Genomic DNA, 22,369 nt, shown 5'->3' on the forward strand with positions numbered 1-22,369 from the left:
ATCAAAAAGCATAGCGTCTGCAGTGATTACGATGCGCCACGATGGTAGTAATTGCCAGCACTTGATCGTCCGGAATCGTCGCCTCCTTTTGATGACGATTTACCACAGTTCTTTTTCATGTGGGAACAACTAGGCATGGTGGGTATCATCATGTTTAAACCTGCGCGATTTATAGTTATTCGCGAACAATCAAGTTGCATTCGCAAAAGCTTGCATACCTGTACGTACAATTGTCTAATGAAAGTTAGAGAAAGGGTGAATGTCATGCGTGCGGTCCCATACAACCAGTTTCAACGGAATCTTAGTAACTACATGAAACAAGTTAATCATGATTCTGATTCGCTGCTGGTAACGACGAAACAGCCTGAGAATGCAATAGTGGTTATCGGAAAACGCGATTACGATGCCATGCAAGAAACGATGTATCTGTTATCGAGTGAAAAAACGCACGCTGAGATTAACCGCGGCGCCGCACAGTTCAATGATCATAGTGGTGGATAGTATAATCTCGTCCTTGAAATATCATTATTAATCATTCTGACCAATGAACAGACATGGTCGCAGGGCCCAACGCACCAGTACCGCTGGAAAGTGGCAGTATGAAATTCCTACGGCCGTTATGTCAGTGTGTGACGACGACAAGCGATTATTGAGGATATAGGACTATTGAAATGAATTAAGGACGTTAATTTTGGAGGAGGGACAGACCGATGGACGATGAATCACTAAGCTATGCCAAACAACACAAACTGGAATTTTGGGAGATGCTCGTTAAAGATAGGTCAGTCAATCAGCGGCAAAAAGCGATTTTTATGGCGGGAACACCTGGAGCGGGGAAGACGGAAGTCGCTGAAGAGTTTGCGAAACTTGGCACCGGACTTGTGCGATTGGATGCGGATTGGTTCAGGCAATATTTTCCCGGCTATAGTGGTCAGAACGCTGCCGATTTTCAGCGCGGATCAGCCTGGTTAGTGGACTGGTGTTTCACACGCCTGATTAAAAAACACTATTCGTTTATCCTTGATGGGACGTTTGCTTTCTCGCGTGCCACCATGAATATTCAGCGCGCGCTAGATCATGATTACGACACGACCATCTATTTTGTCAATCAAGATCCAGTGGTTGCCTGGGATTTCACTAAAGCTCGCGCGATTAAAGCCGGCCGGGTTGTGCCTAAAGAGCGGTTTATCAACGCTTATGATAAGTCTCACACCAATGTTGCGGAAGCCAAGCGCTTGTTTGGCGACAACATTGAATTATCTTTAATCCTGAAAAATTATCAAGATGATATTGAGGATATCGTGGAAGATGTTGAGAATATTGACCTGATTCTGCCCACCTTGTTTAGCAAAACTGAATTGGAGGCCCGTTTAAATGATTGAAAAAAAAGAGGTCGATGCCATTATGGCAAAATATAATCATGATTTTGCGTTATTTTCCCAACAGGCGACGCGTAAAGAATATAAAACGGTACTTCATTACGTAGCCCAACAGGCTAACAAGAAGCAACGTCAAGTCGCTGGACTAGAATAGCTATGCATGATAATCACGACGATTATTTTATGAATAACGTTATGTTGTCTTACAATTCAGCCGTATCGCAATTCTAAACGACTGCGTGCTAGTTGCATCATTTGAAATCACCCGTCGCTCAGTCGCCTAACTGCACGGCATTGCACTTGCATCCGAACTAAAAAATCACGTTCACCCACCAACACAACTGTTGGATCGGGCTGAACGTGATTTTTAATTTATTGACGTTTAGTTTTTCCAAATGAGAAGACGGCGACACAACCCAGGCCAGTGTGACTCGTAATGGTCGGCCCGATGTTGGCGAGAATGATTTCGGCGTTCGGAAGTTTGGCTAGGATCTGTTCACGAACTGTTTGTGCCGCATCATCGGTATCGCTAGTTGCGACAATAATGCGCGGGTCGTCCTGATTACGACAATCAGCCAGTGTGTTTTTCACGAGGGCTGATAATGAACGACGCCGTGAACGCACTTTTTGAACTGGGCGCAAATGGCCTTGGGGATCGACATCCATCACCGGCTTGATTTGTAGTAATGAACCGACCGTGGCCGATGTCCGGGACACGCGCCCACCGTGATACAGGTAGTTGAGATCATCGACCGTGAACCACTGATGATAGTACAGACGGTTAGCCGTTAGCCAGGCTGCGAGTTCGTCAATTGGCATCCCGGCATTGCGTTTGTCGATGGCGTCGAGGAGCATCAACCCCTCACCACAACAAGCCGCTAAGGAGTCGACCAGATAGATTTTAGCGTCCGGGTAGTCTTGTAGGAGCATCGTTTTAGCTTGCTCAGCGTTGTTAAACGTGCCACTCAAGCCGGATGAAAAGCCAAGGTACAGGATTGGCGTTCCGGCTTGGACGTACGGTTTGAAGAATTCGACAAACTGGCCGATATTGATTTGGGCGGTCGAGGGCATGACGCCGTTACCGATCTGTTGATAGAACTGGTCTAAATTAAAATGGTGTCCCAGATCATCCACGTATTCCTGGTTATTAATGGTGACGTTCATGGACACAAAGTGCACGTCATTGTCCTGAAGCAGTTGATATGGTAAATCAACGGTTGAATCTGTTAATAACTGATACATATGCGTTCTCCCTTAAATAGTCTTACCGTTACATTGTACGCTTATTTACGGTGGCGTGTGGGATTTATCATGAAAATGAATCGGTTATTTCTGAAAGCCTCACAGGTGATGTGCACGAACTGTTGTGGCAAACGAAAAGTGACAATGCGTGCCGAAACAGGCTATACGGCGGCTGAAGCTAGTCGAGGAGTCGCGACAAACTGATCGTCAAAACGCGGTCGATGGCGTCGGGTTGTTGTTGGCGATATGCTGCGGCCCCAGTTTCATACAGCAAATGCAACCGATGACCGTGAACGGTGATTTGTTCCAGCTGCGGTGGTAACCGATACGTGGCCATGACGGTCGGAGCCGGCACTGCTGAAGCGGCGGCCATTTTGAGTATCACTAATTTTGATGCGTGCTGGCCGTATGATTGTGAGCATAAGGCGTACTGACGATAAAACGTGATGCCTTGGAGGTTGGCAGGTAAATTGCCTTGCAAGTCGCTGACAGCGCGTTGCAATCGGTGTGTGTGCGGTGCATTTGAATTTGCAGTTGGTGCTGCGGCAATCGGGTGACCAGCCACGTTTAATGGAAAACGGGCCATCAGGGTGGGCTGGCCAGATTTGAATTGGCCGACGTACAGCGCCTGGTGATGATACGTCAGCATCGAGGCGTTGGATAAGTTCGGCAGTAGCCAGCGTTGTTGGTAATGTACGGCCCGCATCGTCACTGGATTAAAGCGGTGGACGGTGGCTAATGGCAGACTGGCGATAAGACCGTGATTACGACGATGACTGCATAGCCAGATCCGGCGGTGACGCGGGTCGTATGCGATGCCACCAACGTGTGGTTTCCCGCGTAATAGGACCGTGTTTTCCAAGCGATTAGTGCGACGATCTTGAACGTAAATCACCGATTGCGTTTGGCCAGTGGCGTCGTACGCGGTGATGAGGCGATAGCGGCCGGCGAGCGTCATACCCTGTGGAATCATATTGGGAGACGTGACTAACGAACCGTTGTGCAGGTTACGCGACAGGGTAGTTTGCAAGCCGGGCTGAACGGTGGCAGTAGCCGGGGACAGCGGTGAGCCGGATGAAATGAGCCGTGCTAAGTCTGGATAGTGCTGAATCGTTTGATTCAAGGCCGTGGGTGAAAAAACGGCGGTCGTTGACGTGGTGCGACTCGGATTAAACGGGGTCGGTAGAACAGGCCGGACCCGGCTAGCGTCAGCGGTCGTGACTGCTAGCGTGATGATTGCAACTAGTGTCAACCAGCCTAATCCCCAATAGTGATTCTTGCGCATAACCTCGCCCCCCAAGCGTTGTTTAGTCATACTATAGCATGGGAACCCGGACAGATTGGGCGTGAGCAGAAGGTTAGTTAAATAACAAAATGAGTGATGAGACGAGATCAAAAAGTTGCTAAACTGAAACCAGTTCACATTTTAATTTAATTATATTTACATATTCTCTTGAAATTCTTAATTAACAACCGGATAATAGTCGGTATAAAAACGACCGATAACTCATCTGGTATGCGGCCTTAATTATGGAGGATGACATCATATGCGAATTAGTGCGGAAGCAGAACGACAATTTTTGGAAGCGGTGTTTAAAGCGCAACAGTTTAGTGCTAAGGATGGGGCGTTACTAGCCGACACCTTAGTGGACGCGGATTTACGGGGAATTTCCTCACATGGGATTCAACGCTTGGCTTGGTATACGCGGATGATTCAGGACCACACGTTGGAACCGGCACACCAACCGAAAATTTTGAACGAAACCCCGACCAGCCTGCTGATTGACGCCAATCAGAGCATGGGACAGATTGCCTCCGCTTTTGCGATGAATAAATTGATTGAAAAAACCAAGAAGCTGGGCGTCTCCTTAGCCGTCATTCGCAATTCAAACCATTTTGGTACTGCGGGATATTACTCGCGGATGGCTTGCAAAGCTGGCTTGATCGGGATTTCGACGACCAATACGCGTCCATTAGTGGTACCGACGAACGCGACAGAAGCCTTTTTAGGCTCAAACGCCCTAGCGTTTACTTTCCCGGCTGACCCACACCCATTCGTTTTCGATGGGGCCACGGCGGTCGTGTCTAGTGGGAAGATTCAAGTGCTCGCTAAGAAGGGTGCACAAATTCCCGGTGATTGGGCGGTTGATGAGCATCGCAACGTCTTACACGACGCACAGACGGTCGAGGATAATTTAGCCAAGATTGCCTTTTCAGAAGACCGTCCTGGTGGGGGCGTCCTGACACTGGGTGGTCCAGATGAAGTCAACTCCAACTACAAGGGCTTCGGTAATTCGTTGATCATTGAGTTACTGACCGGAATCCTGGCGCAGGGGTCGTTATCAGCGGACACCAATACGGGGAAACATGATTTCAGTCAGTTCTTCATGACGATCGACCCGGCACTGTTTGGCGACCCAGACGTGTTAAAGGCCAACGTGACGACTATGTTTGACCGGATTCGGCATTTGAAACACTTGCCAGGAACGAAAATCATGATTCCAGGTGACCGCGAATACCGGCATTATGATGAAAACCTGGTTCAAGGAGTCAGCATCGATCCCCAGACATTGACGGAAATGCAGCAAGTTGGTGCGCAATTTGGCGTGCCGGTTCCTGCAGCGTTCAAGGCGTCCGTGGAAGATTAAGCTAGTGTAACTGAAGCAATTATGATGACTGAAATTCAGGTCACATCAACTGACGATAGTGTGGTCGGCATCAGATGATGATGCTGGCGACGCTATTTTTGGTTGCCGTGGGTGGTTATCTGTAATTAGGGAGGAGTTCGTCGCGCTGATTGTGTTGTACGAGAATGAGGAGGCACGATTTGAGCAGTCGCTCAGACAAGTCATTCAATTAAGATGAATGACGGAAGCTGGCGGTTTGTTTGGTGGAATGGCCCGGTATGATACTGATTTGTGGGGGCAAACTAGCCGCTTTGACGTTGACGAGTAGGTATATTTAGACCAATTCGCCCGTGAGCATCGATAAACGCCGTCCTAAAATTTATTTTTGAAAAAATTCTGGAAGTTAATTTCGAAAATCATCTCATGAGCAGCGGCTTTAAGAATGTTGATTTGTCGGTGCTGGTTAGCGATAGTGATTGATCAGATTGCTGATTAAATTGATTGAGATAGCAGTCATTTTTGACGATTGATAGAAAAAGTTTGTAAAAATCATTTGACAATTCTATCGGTTAGCCGTATATTTGAAATCATCAAATACACATTAGAAATTAAGGAGATTTTAATCATGACGATTACGAACAATGCACAATTGAATTCGTATTATTATTACTGGTTTACTTAGTGCCTCGGCATCCGCTGCGAGGCACGCCCTCGCAACGGATGTGACCAGTAAATTTTGACATGATTAAAATTTATGGAAAGTCATATCAGTGTTGTGAACAACCACTGTGTGACTTTCCGGCTTCTTAGCCGCGGTGTCGATTGGGATACCCGGGGACGAGGCAAAAGGCTCACAGTTGGTGAAAACTGTGAGCCTTTTTTTCGACCTAATATGTTACCGACATTCGACTGAACACGCAAAAGGAGCGAATTATATGCAAAAATTTGATGAAATTGATAATCTGGCCGTGGCCAACTTACGGGTATTGAGTGCAGAAATGATTGAACGAGCTGGTTCTGGGCATCCGGGACTACCACTGGGTGCAGCGCCAATGTTATGGGCGTTGTGGAGCAGGCACTTACGCATTGATCCGCAACAGCCACAATGGTCTAACCGTGACCGCTTCGTCTTATCGGCTGGGCATGGTTCAGCGATTCTCTACAGCTTGTTACATATGAGCGGCTTTCAGGTGACGATGGCGGACCTGCAGCATTTTCGCCAGTTTGGTAGTCATATGCCGGGGCATCCGGAACTAGGAGTGGTTGACGGGGTGGAAGCCACGACCGGACCACTCGGACAAGGCCTTGGTATGGCAGTCGGGATGGCGCTGGCAGAACGGCACTTAGCTGCTCAGTTCGCGAACGCGCCACAATTGATTGACCATTACACCTACGCGTTGGTTGGGGATGGCGATTTGATGGAAGGTGTCTCACACGAAGCCGCCAGTTTTGCCGGCAACCAGCAGTTAAGCAAGCTAATCGTGCTGTACGATGATAACAGCGTCTCACTGGATGGACCGACCAGCCGCTCATTTCGCACTGATGTCAACCAACGCTTCGAGAGTTACGGCTGGGCCACGCAAACGGTCGCGGATGGGAATGATTTGACCGCCATTAGCGCGGCCATCGAACGGGCCAAGCAGGAGACCCGCCCGAGTCTAATTGCTGTTAAAACAACGATTGGCTACGGCGCACCCCAAGCCGGCACCAACGCTGTTCATGGGAATCCATTAGGCGCCGCCGGTTTGGCAAGTTTGCGCGCAACGCTGAATTGGGATGCCGCCCCGTTCACCGTCTTACCAGCGGTTGCCAAACGCGCGCACGAGTTGATCCAACGGCGCGGTCAAGCTGCTCATGTCCAGTGGCAAGCACAACGAGATCAGTTACCCGTTGCGATGATGCACCAGTTTGACCAACAGCTGCATAATGGATTGCCAGTCGACTTGGCAACTAGCCTGCCAACCTTTGACGAAGGGGCGCAAGCATCACGCATGACCAGTCATACGGTGATTCAACAATTAGCTGACCGGTTACCGGGCTTGCTCGGTGGCGCAGCGGACCTGGCGAGTTCAAACAAAACGACCATTGAAACGGACCAACTAGCCACGCCAGCGAGTCCTGAACAACGCAACTTGGCTTTTGGGGTTCGCGAGTTTGGAATGGGGACGATTCTGAACGGACTGGCATTACATGGCGGCTTACGCGTCTTTGGTGGAACTTTCCTCGTCTTCTCCGATTACACCCGTGCGGCAATTCGACTGGCAGCGATGATGAAGTTACCCGTCACTTACGTCTTCACCCATGATTCGATTGCGGTCGGTGAAGATGGACCGACCCATCAACCGATCGAACAAGTGATGAGCTTGCGGTTGATACCGAATGTGACGGTGATTCGACCCGCTGATCCAAATGAAACCGTCGCTGCATGGTGGCAGGCAATCAATGCGACGAATCATCCCACCGTACTGGTTCTGACCCGCCAAAACTTAGCGGTGTTACCGCATTCCAAGTCATTAGCGATGACCGGGGTCGCCCGCGGCGGTTACGTGTTGTCACCACAACGCGGCAAGCAACCGATGGGCATTTTGATTGCGAGTGGATCCGAAGTTGATTTAGCGTTGCAAGCGCAAGCCAAATTGGCGGCGCAAGGCACAGACGTCAGCGTCGTTTCCATGCCATCAATGGAGAATTTCGCGCGGCAATCAGCCACGTATCAAGCGCAAGTCTTGCCACCACAAGTTCGGCGGCGCGTCGCTATCGAGATGGGGGCGACTCTCGGTTGGGAGCGCTATGTCGGACTGGATGGTGCGGTCATCGGCATCGACCATTTTGGCGCGAGTGGCGCGGCTGAGCAAGTCTTGGCCGCCAACGGGTTTACCGCTGAGGACATCGTGCAGACCTACCAGCGTTTGCCTATTGATACGACACAACAGTTACGCGTTATTTAGAAAGGAAGTCGTCACATGATTGATGGAGAAACGGCGTTATTTGGTTTTATCGCGCACCCCGCACGGCACAGTCGTTCGCCGCGGATGCATAATTTGAGCTTTGATCACTGGGGGCTCAACGCCCGCTACTTAGCGTTTGACGTTGCCCCCGACCAGTTGGCAGGCACGATTGCCGGAATTCGCAGCATGGGCATCGCCGGGGTCAACTTATCGATGCCCTTCAAACAAACCGTCGTCCCATTGCTGGATGAGTTGACACCGCGCGCACAACGCATTCAAGCAGTCAATACGATCAAGAACGTTCATGGCAAGTTGATTGGTGATAGCACGGATGGCGCAGGCGTTTTTCAAGATTTACAACACCAAGGTCTGCATTTGACAGGCAAACGGGTGATGGTACTCGGCGCGGGCGGGGCTGGTAAGGCGATTATCGCTGCCGCACTGGATTATGGTGTCGCGAGCGTGACGGTCTTCAAGCGCAACAATGAGCGCTTTTCCGCGGTCAAACGCTGGCTCGAACAGCTAAGCCAGACGACCAGCGTTGAGTTGAAATTAGTTGCTTATGAAGACCATCAGCAGATGCAGCAAGTGGCGCAGGCCAGCGACCTGATTATTAATGCGACGAATATCGGGATGACAACAACTGGCACCCCGTTATCACTTGAGACAATTCGTCAGTTAAAACCGCAACAAACGGTTTATGACGTGATTTACCAACCACTGGAAACGACTTTTCTACGGCTGGCTCGTCAACAGGGCTGTCACACTCATAATGGACTCGGTATGTTGATTTGGCAGGGCGCCCTGGCCTTTGAGTTCTGGACGGGGAAGCCGATGCCGGTCGCAGCAGTCCGACAAGATATGTTAGCAAGTATTCAAGCCAGCCAGCCAATTGCGGCACGGGCTTAACGCATCAAAATTTGAGAATTGATATTGGAGGAATTATCATGATTATTATTTTAAAACCAGCAACTGCCCAGGCCATGCAGGCCAAGTTAGTCAGCCAATTTGGCGCCGACCACGAGATTTTCACGCATAACGAGCGCATCGCGATTCAAGGTATCACGGCTGATCAACTGCCAGCGGATGTTAAAGCTGCCAGTACCGAAATTTTGACGGATGTACCCGCTGCCGTGCAAAGCAGTCGCCTGTTTCATCCCGAAGATACGATTATTAAAACGCCCCATAGTGTGATTGGCGGTGACCAGTTCGTCATGATGGCCGGCCCTTGTTCAGTTGAAAGTGCTGAACACGTTGATCAGATGGCCGCTGTGGCCAAACAGGGTGGCGCGACGATCGTCCGGGGTGGCGCCTTCAAGCCGCGGACCTCACCATACAGTTTCCAAGGACTCGGTGAGACCGGGCTCCAATACTTACGGGCGGCTGCCGATAAGCACGGTCTCGATATGATTACGGAAGTCATGGATGATGAACACGTTGCCATGGTTGCGAAATACACGGACATCTTCCAGATTGGTGCCCGCAATATGCAAAACTTCTCGTTACTCAAAGCGGTGGGGCAAACCCAGATTCCAGTTGCGTTAAAACGCGGCATGTCGGCGACTATCGATGACGTTCTCAACGCAGCTGAATACATCGCCGCGGGTGGCAATCATCAGATCATGATTTTAGAACGGGGCATCCGGACGTTTGATAATAAGTACACCCGCAACACGTTTGACTTAGGGGCCGTGCCGGTCTTGCAATCGCTGACGCACTACCCCGTTATCGTCGACCCCAGTCACGCGGTCGGCACTTGGGAGCTGGTGACGCCAATGGCCATGGCCGGGGTTGCGGCGGGGGCTAGTGGAATGATCGTCGAAATCCACGACCAACCGACTAAGGCCTTGTCGGACGGTCCTCAGGCACTCAAGCCCGCGACTTACTTGAAGATGGCGCGCCAAGCCTTCCAGTTGCATGATTTGATGCAGACTTGGGCATAGGCACGCTTATGAAAACAATTAACGTTACCACTAAAACCAAATCTTATGCCATCAAAATTGGAACCGGCGCCCTATCACAGCTCGGCGACCTGGTCAAAACAGTCTGGCAACCCGGTCAAGTGGCCGTTGTCACGGATACGAACGTGCATCCGCATTACGCCCAACCAGTGGTCACGGCACTGAAGGCGGCCGGGTTTCAGGTGCACGTGCTGACGGTGCCCGCTGGCGAGCAGAGTAAAAGTTGGGCACAAGTTGAACGACTGATTGACGAGCTGAGTCGCGCCCATTTTACGCGCAGTGATGGGGTATTGGCACTCGGCGGTGGTGTCGTGGGTGACCTGGCCGGATTTGTCGCGGCGACCTATATGCGGGGCATCGGCCTGATCCAAGTGCCGACCTCCTTGTTAGCACAGGTCGACAGTTCGGTCGGTGGCAAGACCGCAATCGACCTGCCAACGGGTAAAAATTTAGTTGGTAGTTTTTATCAGCCAGACCTCGTCGTCATTGATCCTGACACGCTAAAAACGCTGCCAGAGCGGATGTTGGCGGAGGGATACGGGGAAATCGTCAAGTGTGCTGCATTGGTCGGTGGCGACTTCTGGTCACTATTACAACCGATTACCGATGTCACCGCCATTTTACCAGCGGCACCAGCGTTGATTGCGGCCAGCGTGGCGTTTAAAGCTCAAATCGTGATGGCGGATGAACACGAGCAAGGTCAGCGTCAGCTCTTGAACTTTGGTCACACGATTGGTCACGCCCTCGAGCTACTAGCACACGGTCGTTTGATGCACGGTGAAGCGGTGGCAATTGGTCTCGTTCAAGTCAGCCGGCTGTTCGCCATGCACGGCTTGGCACCTGCTGAGTTGGCAGAAACGATTGCTGCCCGGTTGAGCGCGGTCGGCTTACCAACCAAGCTACCAGCCATTGCATCCGCTGAGGTGGTGGCAGCGATGCACCATGATAAAAAAATTCATCACGACGCGTTAACCTGGGTCTACTTGGATGCAATCGGTAAGCCCAAATTAGCACCGGTACCTGTCGCAGAACTTCCCGCCTGGGTGGCGCCCTTGTGGCAGTTACCGACAGAGGTGGCGGGGGCGACTGACAACTGACGTCAAGATGACTGATAGGTGCGTGATTGAGTCGTACAGAAAATTGAACGTTCAGGTTTCTGTACGAAGCGTGCACTCACGCTAACACTTAAAGATGATGTTGGTAGATGCCATGAGCCCGGATTGAATCAAGCCTAATACGAAATAATAAAGCGCACCAGGTGTCCTACGCGCAAGCACAAAAAACTCGGTTCAGCATTGCTGACCGAGTTTTTGTATTGGCTGGCCCATGTTTTGCCAGCACTAATTTGGGCACAGCATGACAATTTACCAGTATCCCAGCACGTGCATCCAGAGGGTTCCGCCGACACCCCAAACGAGTAAGTAAAAGCCACCCAAGATGAAATTCAAGCGCCACCAAGTTGCTTGAGTGACGTAGCCCGGGCCAAACATGATGGATGCGGGACCGTTGGCATAGTGGGTCGTTGAACTGAAAATCGCACCATCAAAGCCGAGTAACAGGGCCGCTAACATTGGCGGTGCGCCAGCTGAGATCGCAACACCTAAGAATGCAGCGTACATGGCTGAGACGTGGGCAGTTGCGCCGGCAAACAGGTAATGGGTGTAGAAGTAGACCAGCATTAACGCTGCCATGACCCACATCCAGTTGACGCCGTGCAAGGCCTGTCCAATGGCGTCCGATAACCACGGGATAAAGCCGAGATGGTTGAGCTGTCCGGCCATGAAAATCAAAATTGAGAACCAGACCAGGGTGTTCCAAGCACCAGTTTCGTGCAGCAAGTCACTAACGCTGAGGACCCCGGTAATTAAGAGGAGGGACACGGCGATAAACGCCACCAGAGTCGCATCCAGACCAATCAAACTGGCGAGGATCCAGAGGATGAGCGCCAAGCCAAAAATCAACGCCATGAATTTTTCCGGTAACCGCATCGGTCCCATTTTAGTTAATTCTTGATGGGCCCAGGACTGGGCGTTCGGCGTATCTTTGATTTCAGGTGGATAAAGTTTGTAAATGATAGCAGGAACACAAATCAGACTGATGAGACCGGGCAATAGGGCGGCCAGTAGCCAGCCAGTCCAAGTAATTTGAACGTGCAGAGCAGCCGCTAGAGCAACTGCGACTAGGTTGGGCGCCATGGCTGTCATGAATAGGCCACTGGTTGTGATGTTGCCATGAAAGGCGGTCATCATGAGAAACGCGCCGATTTTGCGCTGGGTCCCTTGTTGCGGGTCAGAACCGTACGCTTTGGCTAGCGATTCGATAATCGGAAAGACGATACCGCCAGCACGCGCCGTGTTACTTGGTGTCGCGGGACTCGTGACTAAATCCACGCCAATTAGTGCGTAGGCCAGTCCGAGGGTTCGTTTGCCGAAGCATTTGACGAACACTAACGCGACTCGCCGACCCAGCCCCGTTTTGACAAAGCCGCAAGATAAAAAGTAGGCCATCGCGATCATCCAGACCGTACTATCACCAAATCCTGCAATCGCGGTATCAATCGGCGTGACGCCCAATAGCACACAACAGGTCAAGCCGATGATTGCTACCCCAGCGATGGGCAACGGCTGGGTAATACACCCGATAATCGTACTGACAAAGATTGCCAACATTTGCCATCCGAGCAAACTCAAATCACTTGGACGCAGCGGGGCAGCCAGCCAAAGTATCAGGCCACAACTGAGCGGCCAAATGAGTTTTCGATAGTTGACTGGATTCAAATGTGACATACGTAAAACCGCCTTTCAATTAACTTCAGCTGAGGTACGCTAGTCTGAACTGGCTCGGTCAGGCTGTGGGGTATCAATCACAACTGGCATACTTACCAGTTGTTTGGTCATCTCTGAATGTTCAACTAGCCAATCAGTCTCAGAGTAGACATGTCAGTGTAAACCGAGTTCTAGCTTGGCGGCCCGTGACATCTTGGCGACTGACCATGCGGGTTCCCAGACAAGATTAATGAGCACCTGGTCAACATCATTCAACGCGCTTAGTGCTGCCTTGATGTGGTCGTCCAGGTAGCCCGTCAATGGGCAGCCCATAATGGTGAGCGTCATTGTGACCGTGCACAGTTGAAGGTCGGCGTCATAAGCAACGTCGTAAATTAACCCCAGGTCGACAATGTTAACGCCGAGTTCAGGGTCGATGACGGTTCGCAAGGCGGTTAACGCCGCTTCCTTAAAGGATGGCTCTGTCTTAATCATGAGAAATGACCTCCTTTGAATGACGCCCCCGGCACGGCGATGGCAGCCGCTGTGACGGGGGCGCAATCCTTATTGGATAAATTTGACTTGTTCGTTGATTTTCTTGATTTCGGCTTCCTTGCGTTCATTAAAAATGACTTTGTTCTTCTCAAATAAGTTGTCACCGTTCGTATCGATCGAGACGATCAGCGGGCCAAAGTCTTTAACTTCACAAGCCCAGAGTGTTTCGGGCATGCCGAGGTCCTTCCACTGTGCATCAACGATTTTTTCAACATGCAGCGCCGCGTATACCGCGTTACCTGCGGGATAAACCAGATGGAGGGCGTGATATTTTTTGCAGGCGCGTTCTGTCCCGGGGCCCATCCCACCCTTACCAACGATCAACTTAACGTGGGTTTCCTTGACAAAGGCTTCTTCGAATTTTTCCATTCGCATACTCGTGGTTGGACCGACCGCTACCATCTGATAGTGGCCGTCGCCGAGATCCTTGATGATTGGACCAGCGTGTAAAATGGCCCGGTCAGTAACGTTGACGGGTAACGGCCGGTGTTCTTCGACTAACCGACGATGCGCGACGTCCCGACAAGTTGTGAGTGAACCAGTCAGGTACACGATGTCGCCGATTCGAATGTCTTTGATGTCGTCATCTGAGATGGGCGTGGTTAAATGGTAAGTTTTCATGATAATTCGACTCCTTTGTTCAGTGGTAATTCGTAATTCAAATCTTGGTCAAAGTTAATGAGACCGCGTCGATGGGACCAGCAACCAGTGCTGACGGCGACGCCGATCGTTGATGGATGCCGGGCCGTATTTTCAACGTTAACGCCCATGACCGATTTTTGACCACCAAAGCCTTGTGGTCCGAGACCAATGTGGTTGATACCGTCTTCCAAGAGGTGTTCCAACTTAGCGGCGTTCGCATTGGGATTCTCACTATCGACGCGGCGCATCAAAGCGAGTTTGGAATTCAACGCGGCAGTCTCAACGGAGGTTGCCACGCCGACGCCGACGAGTAGTGGTGGGCAAGCATTGATACCGTAGCTCGTCATGCGATCCATGACAAACCGAACGACGCCTTCGTAGCCTTCACCAGGCATCAGCACTTTGGCCGCGCCAGGCAGGGTACAACCACCACCGGCCATGTAAACGTACATTGAAATGTCCGTACCGTTGCCGTCGACTTGTAAGAAAATCGACGGGATACCGTCACCAATATTCATGCCAGTATTGTATTCGTCGAACGTTTGAACGGCGTTGTGCCGCAACGGGGCCTTCTTCGTGCCACGATAAACGGCATCCTTTAAAATCTGGTTCAATTCTCCGAGTAACGGGAATTGGGCACCACATTTGATGAAGAATTGTAACGCCCCCGTATCTTGACAGCTCGGTCGCTGCAGCTTGTTGGCGAGTAACTGATTTTCCATCATCGTATCGTAAACGAGCTTTTGTAAGGGATCGACTTCAATTTTGCTGAGTTCTTCGAGTTTAGCCGTCACGTCATCGGGTAAACGGTGACTGATGAGGGCAATGTAGTCGGCCAAGATGTCACGCATCCGCTGCCCCTTGGTCGATAGTGTGGGTTCGGTATAGTCGTAAGTCATTGTATCCATGATTGATTTCCTCCTATCAATTTACAGCTTCATTGTAGGCAACCCTGGGCACGCAGACTAACCGCTAGATGATGACTTCGATGGCACGAGGTGTTGTGAAAAACCACGCAATCAATCAAATTTGGCATGTGGTATGACAAAAAAGTACCAGTCTAATTCAGTTGTAAATGCTGAATTAGACTGGTACTGAGCAATAAATTCATATTTCAAACCGCCAAGTGTGACCAATCATTATCACAAAAATTGTTATGCCATCAATTATTGATTGAGCAGATTTTTTAATTGTGCGACCTTAGTTTTGAGTGCTTGGTATTCTTCAAAGTGCAATTTGTAAGCACAGTTCTCACAGGCACTCAGTTGGTCGACCGTTGCCAGTTGCGCCCAGTGCGTCATCTGTGCTTGGACCCAGGCGGTTTGCGTGGGCGTCAGTGGTTGTTTGAATGCTGAACGCGGCCCATTTGACAGGTGCTCGCGGTAGTTCGAAGGCGTCTGACCGAAATGCCGTTTGAACATCAAATTAAATGACTTGACCTCCTGGAACCCATTTTTGAGTGCAACGTCTGCAATTTTTCGATTAGAATCTTCCAAGTCGGCAATTGCATGTTGCAAGCGGCAACGCGTCAGGTACTCGTAAAAATTGATGCCGAGTTCAGCTTTAAAAATACGGGACAAATAGGCCGTGGAGTAGTGACTGATGGTGGCTGCCGATTCGAGCGTGACGGGCTGATCGTAGTGCTGATTGAGGTTGTCGATGACCCGGCTGAGTGAGCTTTGCTTTTTCGGCTGCGGATAGGCAATCGTTGCCTGAGTGTCAAAAAAGTCATGATGTAACAAGTTGGTCAGCTGGAAATAGGCTGCGTTTAGCTCGAATGCGGACCAATTTGATTGATGCAGTCCGGTATAGAGCTGTGCCAGAATTTGCCGGATGGTCTGGTAATCACGATGTTGCGGTGTCGTCACGCTGTTTAGATGAAACGCCCCGTGTGATAAGTCGAGTCCTTGGCTGGTGTAGAATGCAGGGGCGATATGTAAGCGTAGCGCCAGACATTCTGGCTTCAGGGCAAACGTGGCGTGACCACAGTTGGCGTTGATTAAGATTAAGTCGTTGGCTTTTAAATCATACCGGTGGCCGTCAACGTTGACTTCCACGTGGCCTTGCAGGAGCCAGAATAATTCGATTTGCGGATGCCAATTATAGTGGTAACTACCAATCGTATAGGCGAGCAAGTCGAAGTTTACCGCGGGTGTTGATTGAAAGTGTTGGTTGGATAGCATTAAAAATCACCTCCGAGGATCATTGGATAAAATCATGAATCCGTTTACTTTAGCTTACATGTTTTGAGCAGATTTGAACAGTGTCATCAGAAAAGGAACTGGTATCAATGGCCCATCGTACGTTATGATAGAGATACGCTGGATTTTAGCGGGCAAAGTTGGCCGAGATAAAAAGCCGACTGAACAATGGCTGAGCGTCGTTACCGAGGTTACTGGCGCAAACTAGCAATGTTAGTGTGACGGTGCGTTTGGCCAATCAGATTTTGAAATCACAATGAATTAGTGATGGAATGGTGGGAAAATTGTGACGCAACAACAAATTGTCAATCACGCCTTGCGTGCCTTATTGTATGAAGTGACGGTTAACCCGAAGCCGGGCTTAGTCGATCCCGTGTCGGCGGGGCCACATCCTGATATGAACGCATTTATGTTCATCGATAGTGCCCTGAGCCTGGAACCTTATTTTAAGGCTTGTGCAAGTGCTGGCGCGACTTATACCGATGCCGACCTGACTGGTTTGTTTCAGCAGATTCGGACCGTTGGCATTGAAGCTGAGCGGACGATGTTTACGGCGACGCATGGTGTCAATACCCATAAAGGCGCCGTATTTTCACTGGGCGTGTTGGTGACAGCCGCTGCTTATCAGCAACAACAGCCCGCAAAGTCATTGGCGTCCATTGTCCAAGCGATGTTAACGGGGCTGACGGCTAACGACTTTAGTGGGTTAGCTGACAAGGACCCATCGGCGTTGACAGCGGGAGAACGGCAGTATTTGACATACGGCATCAAAGGGATTCGTGGCGAGGCGGAAGCCGGTTACCCGACAGTCATGCAGGTGGCGTTGCCGGCCCTCAAGCGAAGCCAGGGCACCATCAATCAGCGGTTGTTAGATACGCTGATGGCCATCGTTCAGGCCACGGTCGATACGAATTTGGTCAAACGAGCCAATGATTCGCATGTCGTTGATTGGGCGCATGCGCAGGCTGCTAAGTATTTTGAATTGGGTGGTAGCCAAACGTCAGCCGGAATGGCTTTCTTACGGGATCTCAATCAGGAATTTCTGGCGCATAATTATAGTCTTGGTGGGTCAGCTGACTTACTGATCCTGACGATTTTTCTGGGACTTGAGGCTGGAATATTAGCATAATCATGAGTGTCATTGCGGTTGGCGATGACGCTTTTTTAATATTCAATATTTATGTGAGTGGATTTTTGGCGGCTGTTGATTGTTAAAGTGGAGTGGGCGATTCATGCGGATGTGGGCTAGAGCCAGCCACGATAGACCTAGTTGTTATCACTAACATAGAATTGCAATTACGAAAAATTTAATGCTAAATATTAAAAAGTTAACCGTACCTAACAATTGTTTGCATTACGGTTAATTATCAGGTATGCTTATGACGATGTAGAAAACCGACTACCGCGATGAACGGAGGAAATTTGATGCTAAAAGTACAAAACCTCACCGTGGCATACAGTGACACACCAGTCTTTACTGATGTTGCCGTTAACTTTAACGCCGGCAAAATTACTGGAATCATTGGTCCCAACGGTGCGGGCAAATCAACAATGATCAAAGCCATGTTAGGCTTGATCAAGTCCCAATCTGGAACCGTCGAATATCAAGGTCGTGCGCTAAAACAATTTCAAAAACAGATTGCCTACGTTGAACAACGTAAGGATCTCGATTTAACTTTCCCAATCAATGTTTTTGATGTCGTTTTGACCGGGACCTATGGCAAACTGGGCCTCTTTAGAGAACCGAGCAAGGCTGACCGCGCTCGGTGCCAAGCTGCCCTTGAACAGCTAGCTCTGACTGATTTAGCGGACCGCCAAATCAGCCAATTGTCAGGGGGACAGTTGCAACGGGTGTTCGTTGCGCGTGCCCTCGTCCAAGAAGCAGATATTATTATTTTGGATGAACCGTTTGTTGGCATTGATTTACAGAGTGAGACGGCTATCATGACGATCTTGCACCAGTGGCGTGACGCTGGCAAGATGATCATTGTCGTCCATCATGATTTAAACAAAGTCTCACGCTACTTTGATGACTTGGTCATCTTGAATCACGGCATCGTTGATTATGGTCCCGTGGATGACGTTTACACACCTGCCAATATTGAACGCACGTTTAGCGCTGATCTTTCGGCCGTACTGTTTACGAAGGAGGGTCAACAATAATGCAATCAATTACAACTTTTATTGCGGCGTTAGGGAAGTATGATTTCCTGCAAAGCGCCCTGATTACCGCCATCATGGTTGGTGTCATGTCTGGAATCATTGGAAGTTTTATTATCTTACGCGGCATGTCGATGATGGGGGATGCCATCTCACATGCCGTGCTACCTGGAGTGGCCGTTGCCTACATGCTAGGCATCAACGTGATGATTGGGGCCTCCGTCTTCGGAATTCTTGCCGCAGGACTGATTGGCTTTGTCGCGAGTCGCAGTAAGATTAAGACGGATACGTCGATTGGGATCGTCTTTAGTGCCTTTTATGCACTGGGGTTCATTTTGATCTCGTTAGCTGAAAGTTCAACTAACTTACACCACATTCTGTTTGGTAATATTTTAGCTGTTAGTGATACTGATATGATGACAACGACGGTCGTATTAGGCTTAGTGATTTTATTCGTTGTCTTCTTCTATAAAGAACTCTTGATTACGTCCTTTGACCCGACTTTCGCTAAGACGTACGGCTTGAAAGTGCAACTGCTGCACTACGCCTTAATGCTCGTCTTAACATTAGTGACGGTCTCGGCATTGCAAACGGTTGGGATTATTCTAGTGGTCGCCATGTTGATTACACCGGCGGCAACCGCCTTTCTATGGACAGAACGCTTAGCAATCATGTTAGGTTTGTCCGCCTTGATTGGGGTCTTATCTTCAGTAGTTGGGCTGTACCTCAGCTACACCTTTAACTGGGCATCGGGTCCTGCAATCGTGTTAGTGGCCGCAATCTTCTTTGGCATCTCATTCATTGTGTCACCAAAGCAAGCACTCTTGCCAACGTTATGGAAAGGGCAAGCCGCAGCGCGGTGGGTAACTGCATGAAGACGAAATTAATTGCCCTCGTGGGTGTGATTGCAATGATTACTGGAATGGCATTTTTCTTGAACCAACGCCAACAAAATGCCCGTGCAACGACGACGAGTACCAAGCTCCGAGTCGTCAGCACCAACTCAATCTTAGATGATATGGTCAAAAATGTCGGTGGCCAGTACGTTCAGAACTATAGTATTGTCAAGCGGGGAACGGACCCGCATGAGTATGAACCACGTCCAACCGATATTGCGGCGACTGCGGAAGCCGATGTGATTTTCTACAACGGTTTGAATTTGGAAACCGGTGGGAACGGTTGGTTTAAGAAGTTAGTGACGTCTTCGAAGAAAGATTTTGACCACGACGTCTTTGCGGCAAGTAAAGGCATCAAAGTGAAGCATTTGACGACGAACGTGAACGAACCGGACCCTCACGCTTGGTTGGATCTCGCCAATGGGATTCAGTATGTGAAGAATATTAATCGGACCTTGCAAGCCAAGGATCCTAAACATGCCGCTCAGTATCAAAAAAATACGGACCGTTACGTGGCTAAGCTGACACGTTTACACGAAACCGCACAGACGAAGTTCAAACAAATCCCGGCTTCCCAACGGTTGTTGGTCACTTCAGAAGGTGCATTCAAATATTTCTCAGCGGCCTACCATGTGCCCGCTGCCTATATTTGGGAAGTGAACACGGAATCACAGGGAACACCAGCCCAAATGCGAACAGCTTTGAAGAAGATTGAAGGGACCCAGGTTCGGAGTTTATTCGTCGAATCTTCGGTCTCACCGAAATCAATGAATAAACTGTCGCAGGAGACTGGAATCCCAGTTGCCAGCACGATTTTTACCGATTCATTGGCCGCTGAGGGTAAACCAGGCGATACGTATTATTCGATGTTGAAGTGGAACCTAGATAGGATTCATGCTGGACTGACTCGGTCGTAAGTACAACGGCGGTGAGGACAGTACTACTAATTAATCATTAATCATACAAGGAATACTCCTACCGAGGGTGATAGGCTAACAATTAAAGTTTGTCTACCTTTGATAGGGGTATTTTTGGGATTTACGGGAAGTATGATCAAGTGTCACTAGCTCAAGCTGAACAGGTTAAACTAAAATTCGCTCAACAGTTACAACGGAAGGGGTTCTTGTTATGACGGAAAATCAATCGCATTTAGAACACAGTGTTGACCAGATGATGGCCGCCCTAGATGGTGATTATTCGCATGTTTCAATCCATGAGGTTAGTAGTCAACCGGCCCCACAGTATTCAGCCCAAGAGATCAAGGCCATTCGCAAGGCGGCTGACTTGAGCCAACTGTTGCTAGCCGCAGTCTTGGCGGTCTCGCCACGCACGGTTAAAGCATGGGAAACTGGTCGTTCACGTCCTAGTCGAACCGCTTGTCGGTTGTTAGAAGTTATTCAAAAAGACCCGAGCGTTATTGAGCTATTAATTGGTGATTAGCTTGGATAGATATGCCTAGCAAGGTAGATAAGTCGAGGTTTAAGGCTTGCCTACATTGCTAGGCTTTTTTGTCGTCCCGTTTTCAGAAATTGCCGTTCATCTGCATTATCCAAGCCACAACTCACATGACATGTGTGGGACGAGACAACTGATATTAAACAAGCATGCACTCAGAAGAACACTGAAATAATGATACGCAAGGAGATGCATCAGAGGCTGTTTACCAATCCCGTTTATTAAGGCGTGTTGCCGATTAATGAAGAAGGTTAACAAACTGCTATTTCAATATTGATTCCCGATTTTTTATCAATTTATTAATATCAAATTACGGATGCTAAACGCGCACAACACGGCAGCCAGCGCCATTGAAACTAGATAGTCTTATGGTGGTAGCGCCTAATATTCGAGACGAAAATTGTGACAGCGCTTTAATTTTGTTTATAGAAGCATACAATTATCCTTGCTTAAATATATAAAATCTGTAATAGTAGTACATAGATAGTTAAACACGATAACAATGTTTCTGCTTCATTAATATTGTTATCAAATGTCATGATAATTGCCTGTCAGCGTTTTCCTATTGAGGAGGGGTTTAGGAGCTTGACGAACAGTTGTTGGTTGCTTCGGATTTGGTAATTACTCGGGGGGTAGTGCAAGAATGCAACGATTACAGGAACAAAAACGGTATTATAAGATGTACAAAAGTGGACGCTTTTGGGTTGTAGCAGGGATCATGGTTTTTGGCGCTGGGGTAAGTCCGATGATTGGACACGCAGATACGAATGATGCTGTGACAGCGGCTCAAACTAGCGTGTCTGCCACATCAACAAGCATTGGTAACACCGTGGCTTTGAAAGGTTCAGCAAATAATACGGCCGTGACGACGAAATCATCCGCGACGGATGAAACCGAAAATCAGTCGATCACTCAAGTCACTACGACTGCTGAAAATACCGGGCAGAAAGCTAATACAACTCAAAATGCTGAGGCCGTGGCTGCAAAAACTCAGTCAACGTCGGCAACAGCTGAACAATCAAATCAGCAGACTAGTGTAACGCAGACAACTGCTGTAGCTGACCAAACGACGGCTGCAGCGTCTAACTCGAACACTGAACAAACAACGGGAACAACATCTGCCACGAGCACTGAACAAGCGGTGGGGCAGGCACAGAATACAAAGGCTACTCAAACCACTAAAACGACATCGGCCACAAGCACTAAGCAAACAACGGGCACGACATCGAACACGAAGCAGACTACGGAAACAGTATCAGATACGAGCACTAAGCTAACTACGAAAACGTCAGCGAATAATACCGCTGAGCAGCCGAACCAGTCAACCGAATCAGCCACCAATTCAACTACAACGGACAGCAATGCCACATCGACTGTCAAACAATCAGAAACCACGACGCCAACCATCGCAGCTGCGACCGATGTCGATGATGAGGATGTTAGCTCTCAATTTGCTGATGCCAATTTGTTGACCGCTGTTCGTAGCGGCCTTGGATTAACGGCTCAAGACAAACTGACGGTCAATACCATCAAAGCAT

Annotated in this window: 21 protein-coding genes; 14 read left to right on the plus strand and 7 right to left on the minus strand. The window is 49.3% G+C overall.

The genetic code is table 11. The annotated features are described in order from the left end of the window. Window positions 1-51: 51 nt before the first annotated feature. From KGF70_RS17390 to KGF70_RS13270, 3 genes are all read left to right on the plus strand, one after another. Window positions 52-501 carry a type II toxin-antitoxin system Phd/YefM family antitoxin gene (locus KGF70_RS17390; protein WP_253955623.1) on the plus strand — a complete coding sequence of 150 codons (450 nt, stop codon included), beginning with the start codon at window positions 52-54 and terminating at the stop codon, window positions 499-501. Window positions 502-710: 209 nt separating this feature from the next. Then, a complete protein-coding gene (locus tag KGF70_RS13265) occupies window positions 711-1,382 on the plus strand; it encodes a zeta toxin family protein (RefSeq protein ID WP_216769070.1) in 672 nt (223 codons plus the stop codon). Continuing rightward, window positions 1,375-1,533 (plus strand): hypothetical protein, encoded by a 159-nt coding sequence (locus KGF70_RS13270; protein ID WP_088769875.1) that lies wholly within the window; start codon window positions 1,375-1,377, stop codon window positions 1,531-1,533. Before KGF70_RS13265 ends, KGF70_RS13270 begins: the two co-directional genes overlap by 8 nt. Before the next feature lie 218 nt (window positions 1,534-1,751). Here KGF70_RS13270 and KGF70_RS13275 read toward each other — a convergent pair whose 3' ends face one another. Both KGF70_RS13275 and KGF70_RS13280 read right to left on the minus strand, forming a co-directional pair. Further along, complete coding sequence (locus tag KGF70_RS13275; protein WP_216769069.1) at window positions 1,752-2,621, minus strand: DegV family protein; 870 nt, start codon at window positions 2,619-2,621, stop codon at window positions 1,752-1,754. A gap of 178 nt (window positions 2,622-2,799) precedes the next feature. Continuing rightward, window positions 2,800-3,906 (minus strand): hypothetical protein, encoded by a 1,107-nt coding sequence (locus tag KGF70_RS13280; RefSeq protein WP_216769068.1) that lies wholly within the window; start codon window positions 3,904-3,906, stop codon window positions 2,800-2,802. A 262-nt stretch (window positions 3,907-4,168) separates the two neighbouring features. Between KGF70_RS13280 and KGF70_RS13285 the strand changes: the two genes are divergently transcribed. The 5 genes from KGF70_RS13285 to aroB all read left to right on the plus strand — a co-directional run bounded on the left by KGF70_RS13285 (window position 4,169) and on the right by aroB (window position 11,254). Next, complete coding sequence (locus KGF70_RS13285) at window positions 4,169-5,269, plus strand: Ldh family oxidoreductase (protein WP_216769067.1); 1,101 nt, start codon at window positions 4,169-4,171, stop codon at window positions 5,267-5,269. A gap of 914 nt (window positions 5,270-6,183) precedes the next feature. Beyond that, complete coding sequence (gene tkt / locus KGF70_RS13290; protein WP_216769066.1) at window positions 6,184-8,196, plus strand: transketolase; 2,013 nt, start codon at window positions 6,184-6,186, stop codon at window positions 8,194-8,196. A gap of 15 nt (window positions 8,197-8,211) precedes the next feature. Next, window positions 8,212-9,105, plus strand: coding sequence for a shikimate dehydrogenase (locus KGF70_RS13295; RefSeq protein ID WP_216769064.1), 894 nt, complete (start codon window positions 8,212-8,214; stop codon window positions 9,103-9,105). A 38-nt stretch (window positions 9,106-9,143) separates the two neighbouring features. Continuing rightward, entirely contained in the window at window positions 9,144-10,139 is a 996-nt protein-coding gene (gene aroF / locus KGF70_RS13300) for a 3-deoxy-7-phosphoheptulonate synthase (protein ID WP_216769062.1), read from the plus strand. An 8-nt stretch (window positions 10,140-10,147) separates the two neighbouring features. Then, a complete protein-coding gene (gene aroB / locus KGF70_RS13305; RefSeq protein WP_216769060.1) occupies window positions 10,148-11,254 on the plus strand; it encodes a 3-dehydroquinate synthase in 1,107 nt (368 codons plus the stop codon). A 267-nt stretch (window positions 11,255-11,521) separates the two neighbouring features. Here aroB and KGF70_RS13310 read toward each other — a convergent pair whose 3' ends face one another. The 5 genes from KGF70_RS13310 to KGF70_RS13330 form a co-directional block, all read right to left on the minus strand. Then, entirely contained in the window at window positions 11,522-12,943 is a 1,422-nt protein-coding gene (locus KGF70_RS13310; RefSeq protein WP_216769058.1) for a DASS family sodium-coupled anion symporter, read from the minus strand. 153 nt (window positions 12,944-13,096) lie between these two features. Then, entirely contained in the window at window positions 13,097-13,417 is a 321-nt protein-coding gene (locus KGF70_RS13315; RefSeq protein ID WP_122211450.1) for a metal-sulfur cluster assembly factor, read from the minus strand. Window positions 13,418-13,486: 69 nt separating this feature from the next. After that, on the minus strand, window positions 13,487-14,098 hold the full coding sequence (gene ttdB / locus KGF70_RS13320) for a L(+)-tartrate dehydratase subunit beta (protein WP_216769056.1): 612 nt from the start codon (window positions 14,096-14,098) through the stop codon (window positions 13,487-13,489). Beyond that, the gene (gene ttdA, locus KGF70_RS13325; protein WP_050338952.1) at window positions 14,095-15,027 is read right to left on the minus strand and encodes a L(+)-tartrate dehydratase subunit alpha; all 933 of its coding nucleotides are present in this window, start codon (window positions 15,025-15,027) and stop codon (window positions 14,095-14,097) included. Before ttdA ends, ttdB begins: the two co-directional genes overlap by 4 nt. 258 nt (window positions 15,028-15,285) lie before the next feature. Further along, on the minus strand, window positions 15,286-16,302 hold the full coding sequence (locus tag KGF70_RS13330) for an AraC family transcriptional regulator (protein ID WP_216769054.1): 1,017 nt from the start codon (window positions 16,300-16,302) through the stop codon (window positions 15,286-15,288). Between the two features lie 304 nt (window positions 16,303-16,606). Here KGF70_RS13330 and KGF70_RS13335 point away from each other — a divergent pair, with 304 nt between their 5' ends. The 6 genes from KGF70_RS13335 to KGF70_RS13360 all read left to right on the plus strand — a co-directional run. Beyond that, window positions 16,607-17,449, plus strand: coding sequence for a triphosphoribosyl-dephospho-CoA synthase (locus KGF70_RS13335; RefSeq protein WP_216769052.1), 843 nt, complete (start codon window positions 16,607-16,609; stop codon window positions 17,447-17,449). Between the two features lie 296 nt (window positions 17,450-17,745). Further along, window positions 17,746-18,483, plus strand: a complete 738-nt coding sequence (locus KGF70_RS13340) for a metal ABC transporter ATP-binding protein (protein ID WP_050338949.1) — start codon at window positions 17,746-17,748, stop codon at window positions 18,481-18,483. Continuing rightward, window positions 18,483-19,355, plus strand: coding sequence for a metal ABC transporter permease (locus KGF70_RS13345; protein WP_216769051.1), 873 nt, complete (start codon window positions 18,483-18,485; stop codon window positions 19,353-19,355). Before KGF70_RS13340 ends, KGF70_RS13345 begins: the two co-directional genes overlap by 1 nt. Next, on the plus strand, window positions 19,352-20,293 hold the full coding sequence (locus KGF70_RS13350; protein WP_216769050.1) for a metal ABC transporter solute-binding protein, Zn/Mn family: 942 nt from the start codon (window positions 19,352-19,354) through the stop codon (window positions 20,291-20,293). Before KGF70_RS13345 ends, KGF70_RS13350 begins: the two co-directional genes overlap by 4 nt. Before the next feature lie 211 nt (window positions 20,294-20,504). Further along, window positions 20,505-20,816, plus strand: a complete 312-nt coding sequence (locus KGF70_RS13355) for a DNA-binding transcriptional regulator (protein WP_216769049.1) — start codon at window positions 20,505-20,507, stop codon at window positions 20,814-20,816. Window positions 20,817-21,474: 658 nt separating this feature from the next. Next, window positions 21,475-22,369: KxYKxGKxW signal peptide domain-containing protein (locus tag KGF70_RS13360; RefSeq protein ID WP_216769048.1), on the plus strand; the 895-nt coding region annotated here is incomplete at its 3' end.

This window comes from Lactiplantibacillus sp. 7.2.4, assembly GCF_018991185.1.
GTDB lineage: Bacteria > Bacillota > Bacilli > Lactobacillales > Lactobacillaceae > Lactiplantibacillus > Lactiplantibacillus pentosus.

Coding starts and splice junctions, on each gene's coding strand:
- KGF70_RS13315 (WP_122211450.1), bottom strand. CDS start 13,417: ATGATTAAGACAGAGCCATCCTTTAAGGAAGCGGCGTTAACCGCCTTG.
- KGF70_RS13340 (WP_050338949.1), top strand. CDS start 17,746: ATGCTAAAAGTACAAAACCTCACCGTGGCATACAGTGACACACCAGTC.
- KGF70_RS13265 (WP_216769070.1), top strand. CDS start 711: ATGGACGATGAATCACTAAGCTATGCCAAACAACACAAACTGGAATTT.
- aroB (WP_216769060.1), top strand. CDS start 10,148: ATGAAAACAATTAACGTTACCACTAAAACCAAATCTTATGCCATCAAA.
- KGF70_RS13350 (WP_216769050.1), top strand. CDS start 19,352: ATGAAGACGAAATTAATTGCCCTCGTGGGTGTGATTGCAATGATTACT.
- KGF70_RS13280 (WP_216769068.1), bottom strand. CDS start 3,906: ATGCGCAAGAATCACTATTGGGGATTAGGCTGGTTGACACTAGTTGCA.
- KGF70_RS13285 (WP_216769067.1), top strand. CDS start 4,169: ATGCGAATTAGTGCGGAAGCAGAACGACAATTTTTGGAAGCGGTGTTT.
- KGF70_RS13345 (WP_216769051.1), top strand. CDS start 18,483: ATGCAATCAATTACAACTTTTATTGCGGCGTTAGGGAAGTATGATTTC.
- KGF70_RS13275 (WP_216769069.1), bottom strand. CDS start 2,621: ATGTATCAGTTATTAACAGATTCAACCGTTGATTTACCATATCAACTG.
- KGF70_RS13295 (WP_216769064.1), top strand. CDS start 8,212: ATGATTGATGGAGAAACGGCGTTATTTGGTTTTATCGCGCACCCCGCA.
- aroF (WP_216769062.1), top strand. CDS start 9,144: ATGATTATTATTTTAAAACCAGCAACTGCCCAGGCCATGCAGGCCAAG.
- KGF70_RS13355 (WP_216769049.1), top strand. CDS start 20,505: ATGACGGAAAATCAATCGCATTTAGAACACAGTGTTGACCAGATGATG.
- ttdA (WP_050338952.1), bottom strand. CDS start 15,027: ATGGATACAATGACTTACGACTATACCGAACCCACACTATCGACCAAG.
- KGF70_RS13270 (WP_088769875.1), top strand. CDS start 1,375: ATGATTGAAAAAAAAGAGGTCGATGCCATTATGGCAAAATATAATCAT.
- ttdB (WP_216769056.1), bottom strand. CDS start 14,098: ATGAAAACTTACCATTTAACCACGCCCATCTCAGATGACGACATCAAA.
- KGF70_RS13330 (WP_216769054.1), bottom strand. CDS start 16,302: ATGCTATCCAACCAACACTTTCAATCAACACCCGCGGTAAACTTCGAC.
- tkt (WP_216769066.1), top strand. CDS start 6,184: ATGCAAAAATTTGATGAAATTGATAATCTGGCCGTGGCCAACTTACGG.
- KGF70_RS13310 (WP_216769058.1), bottom strand. CDS start 12,943: ATGTCACATTTGAATCCAGTCAACTATCGAAAACTCATTTGGCCGCTC.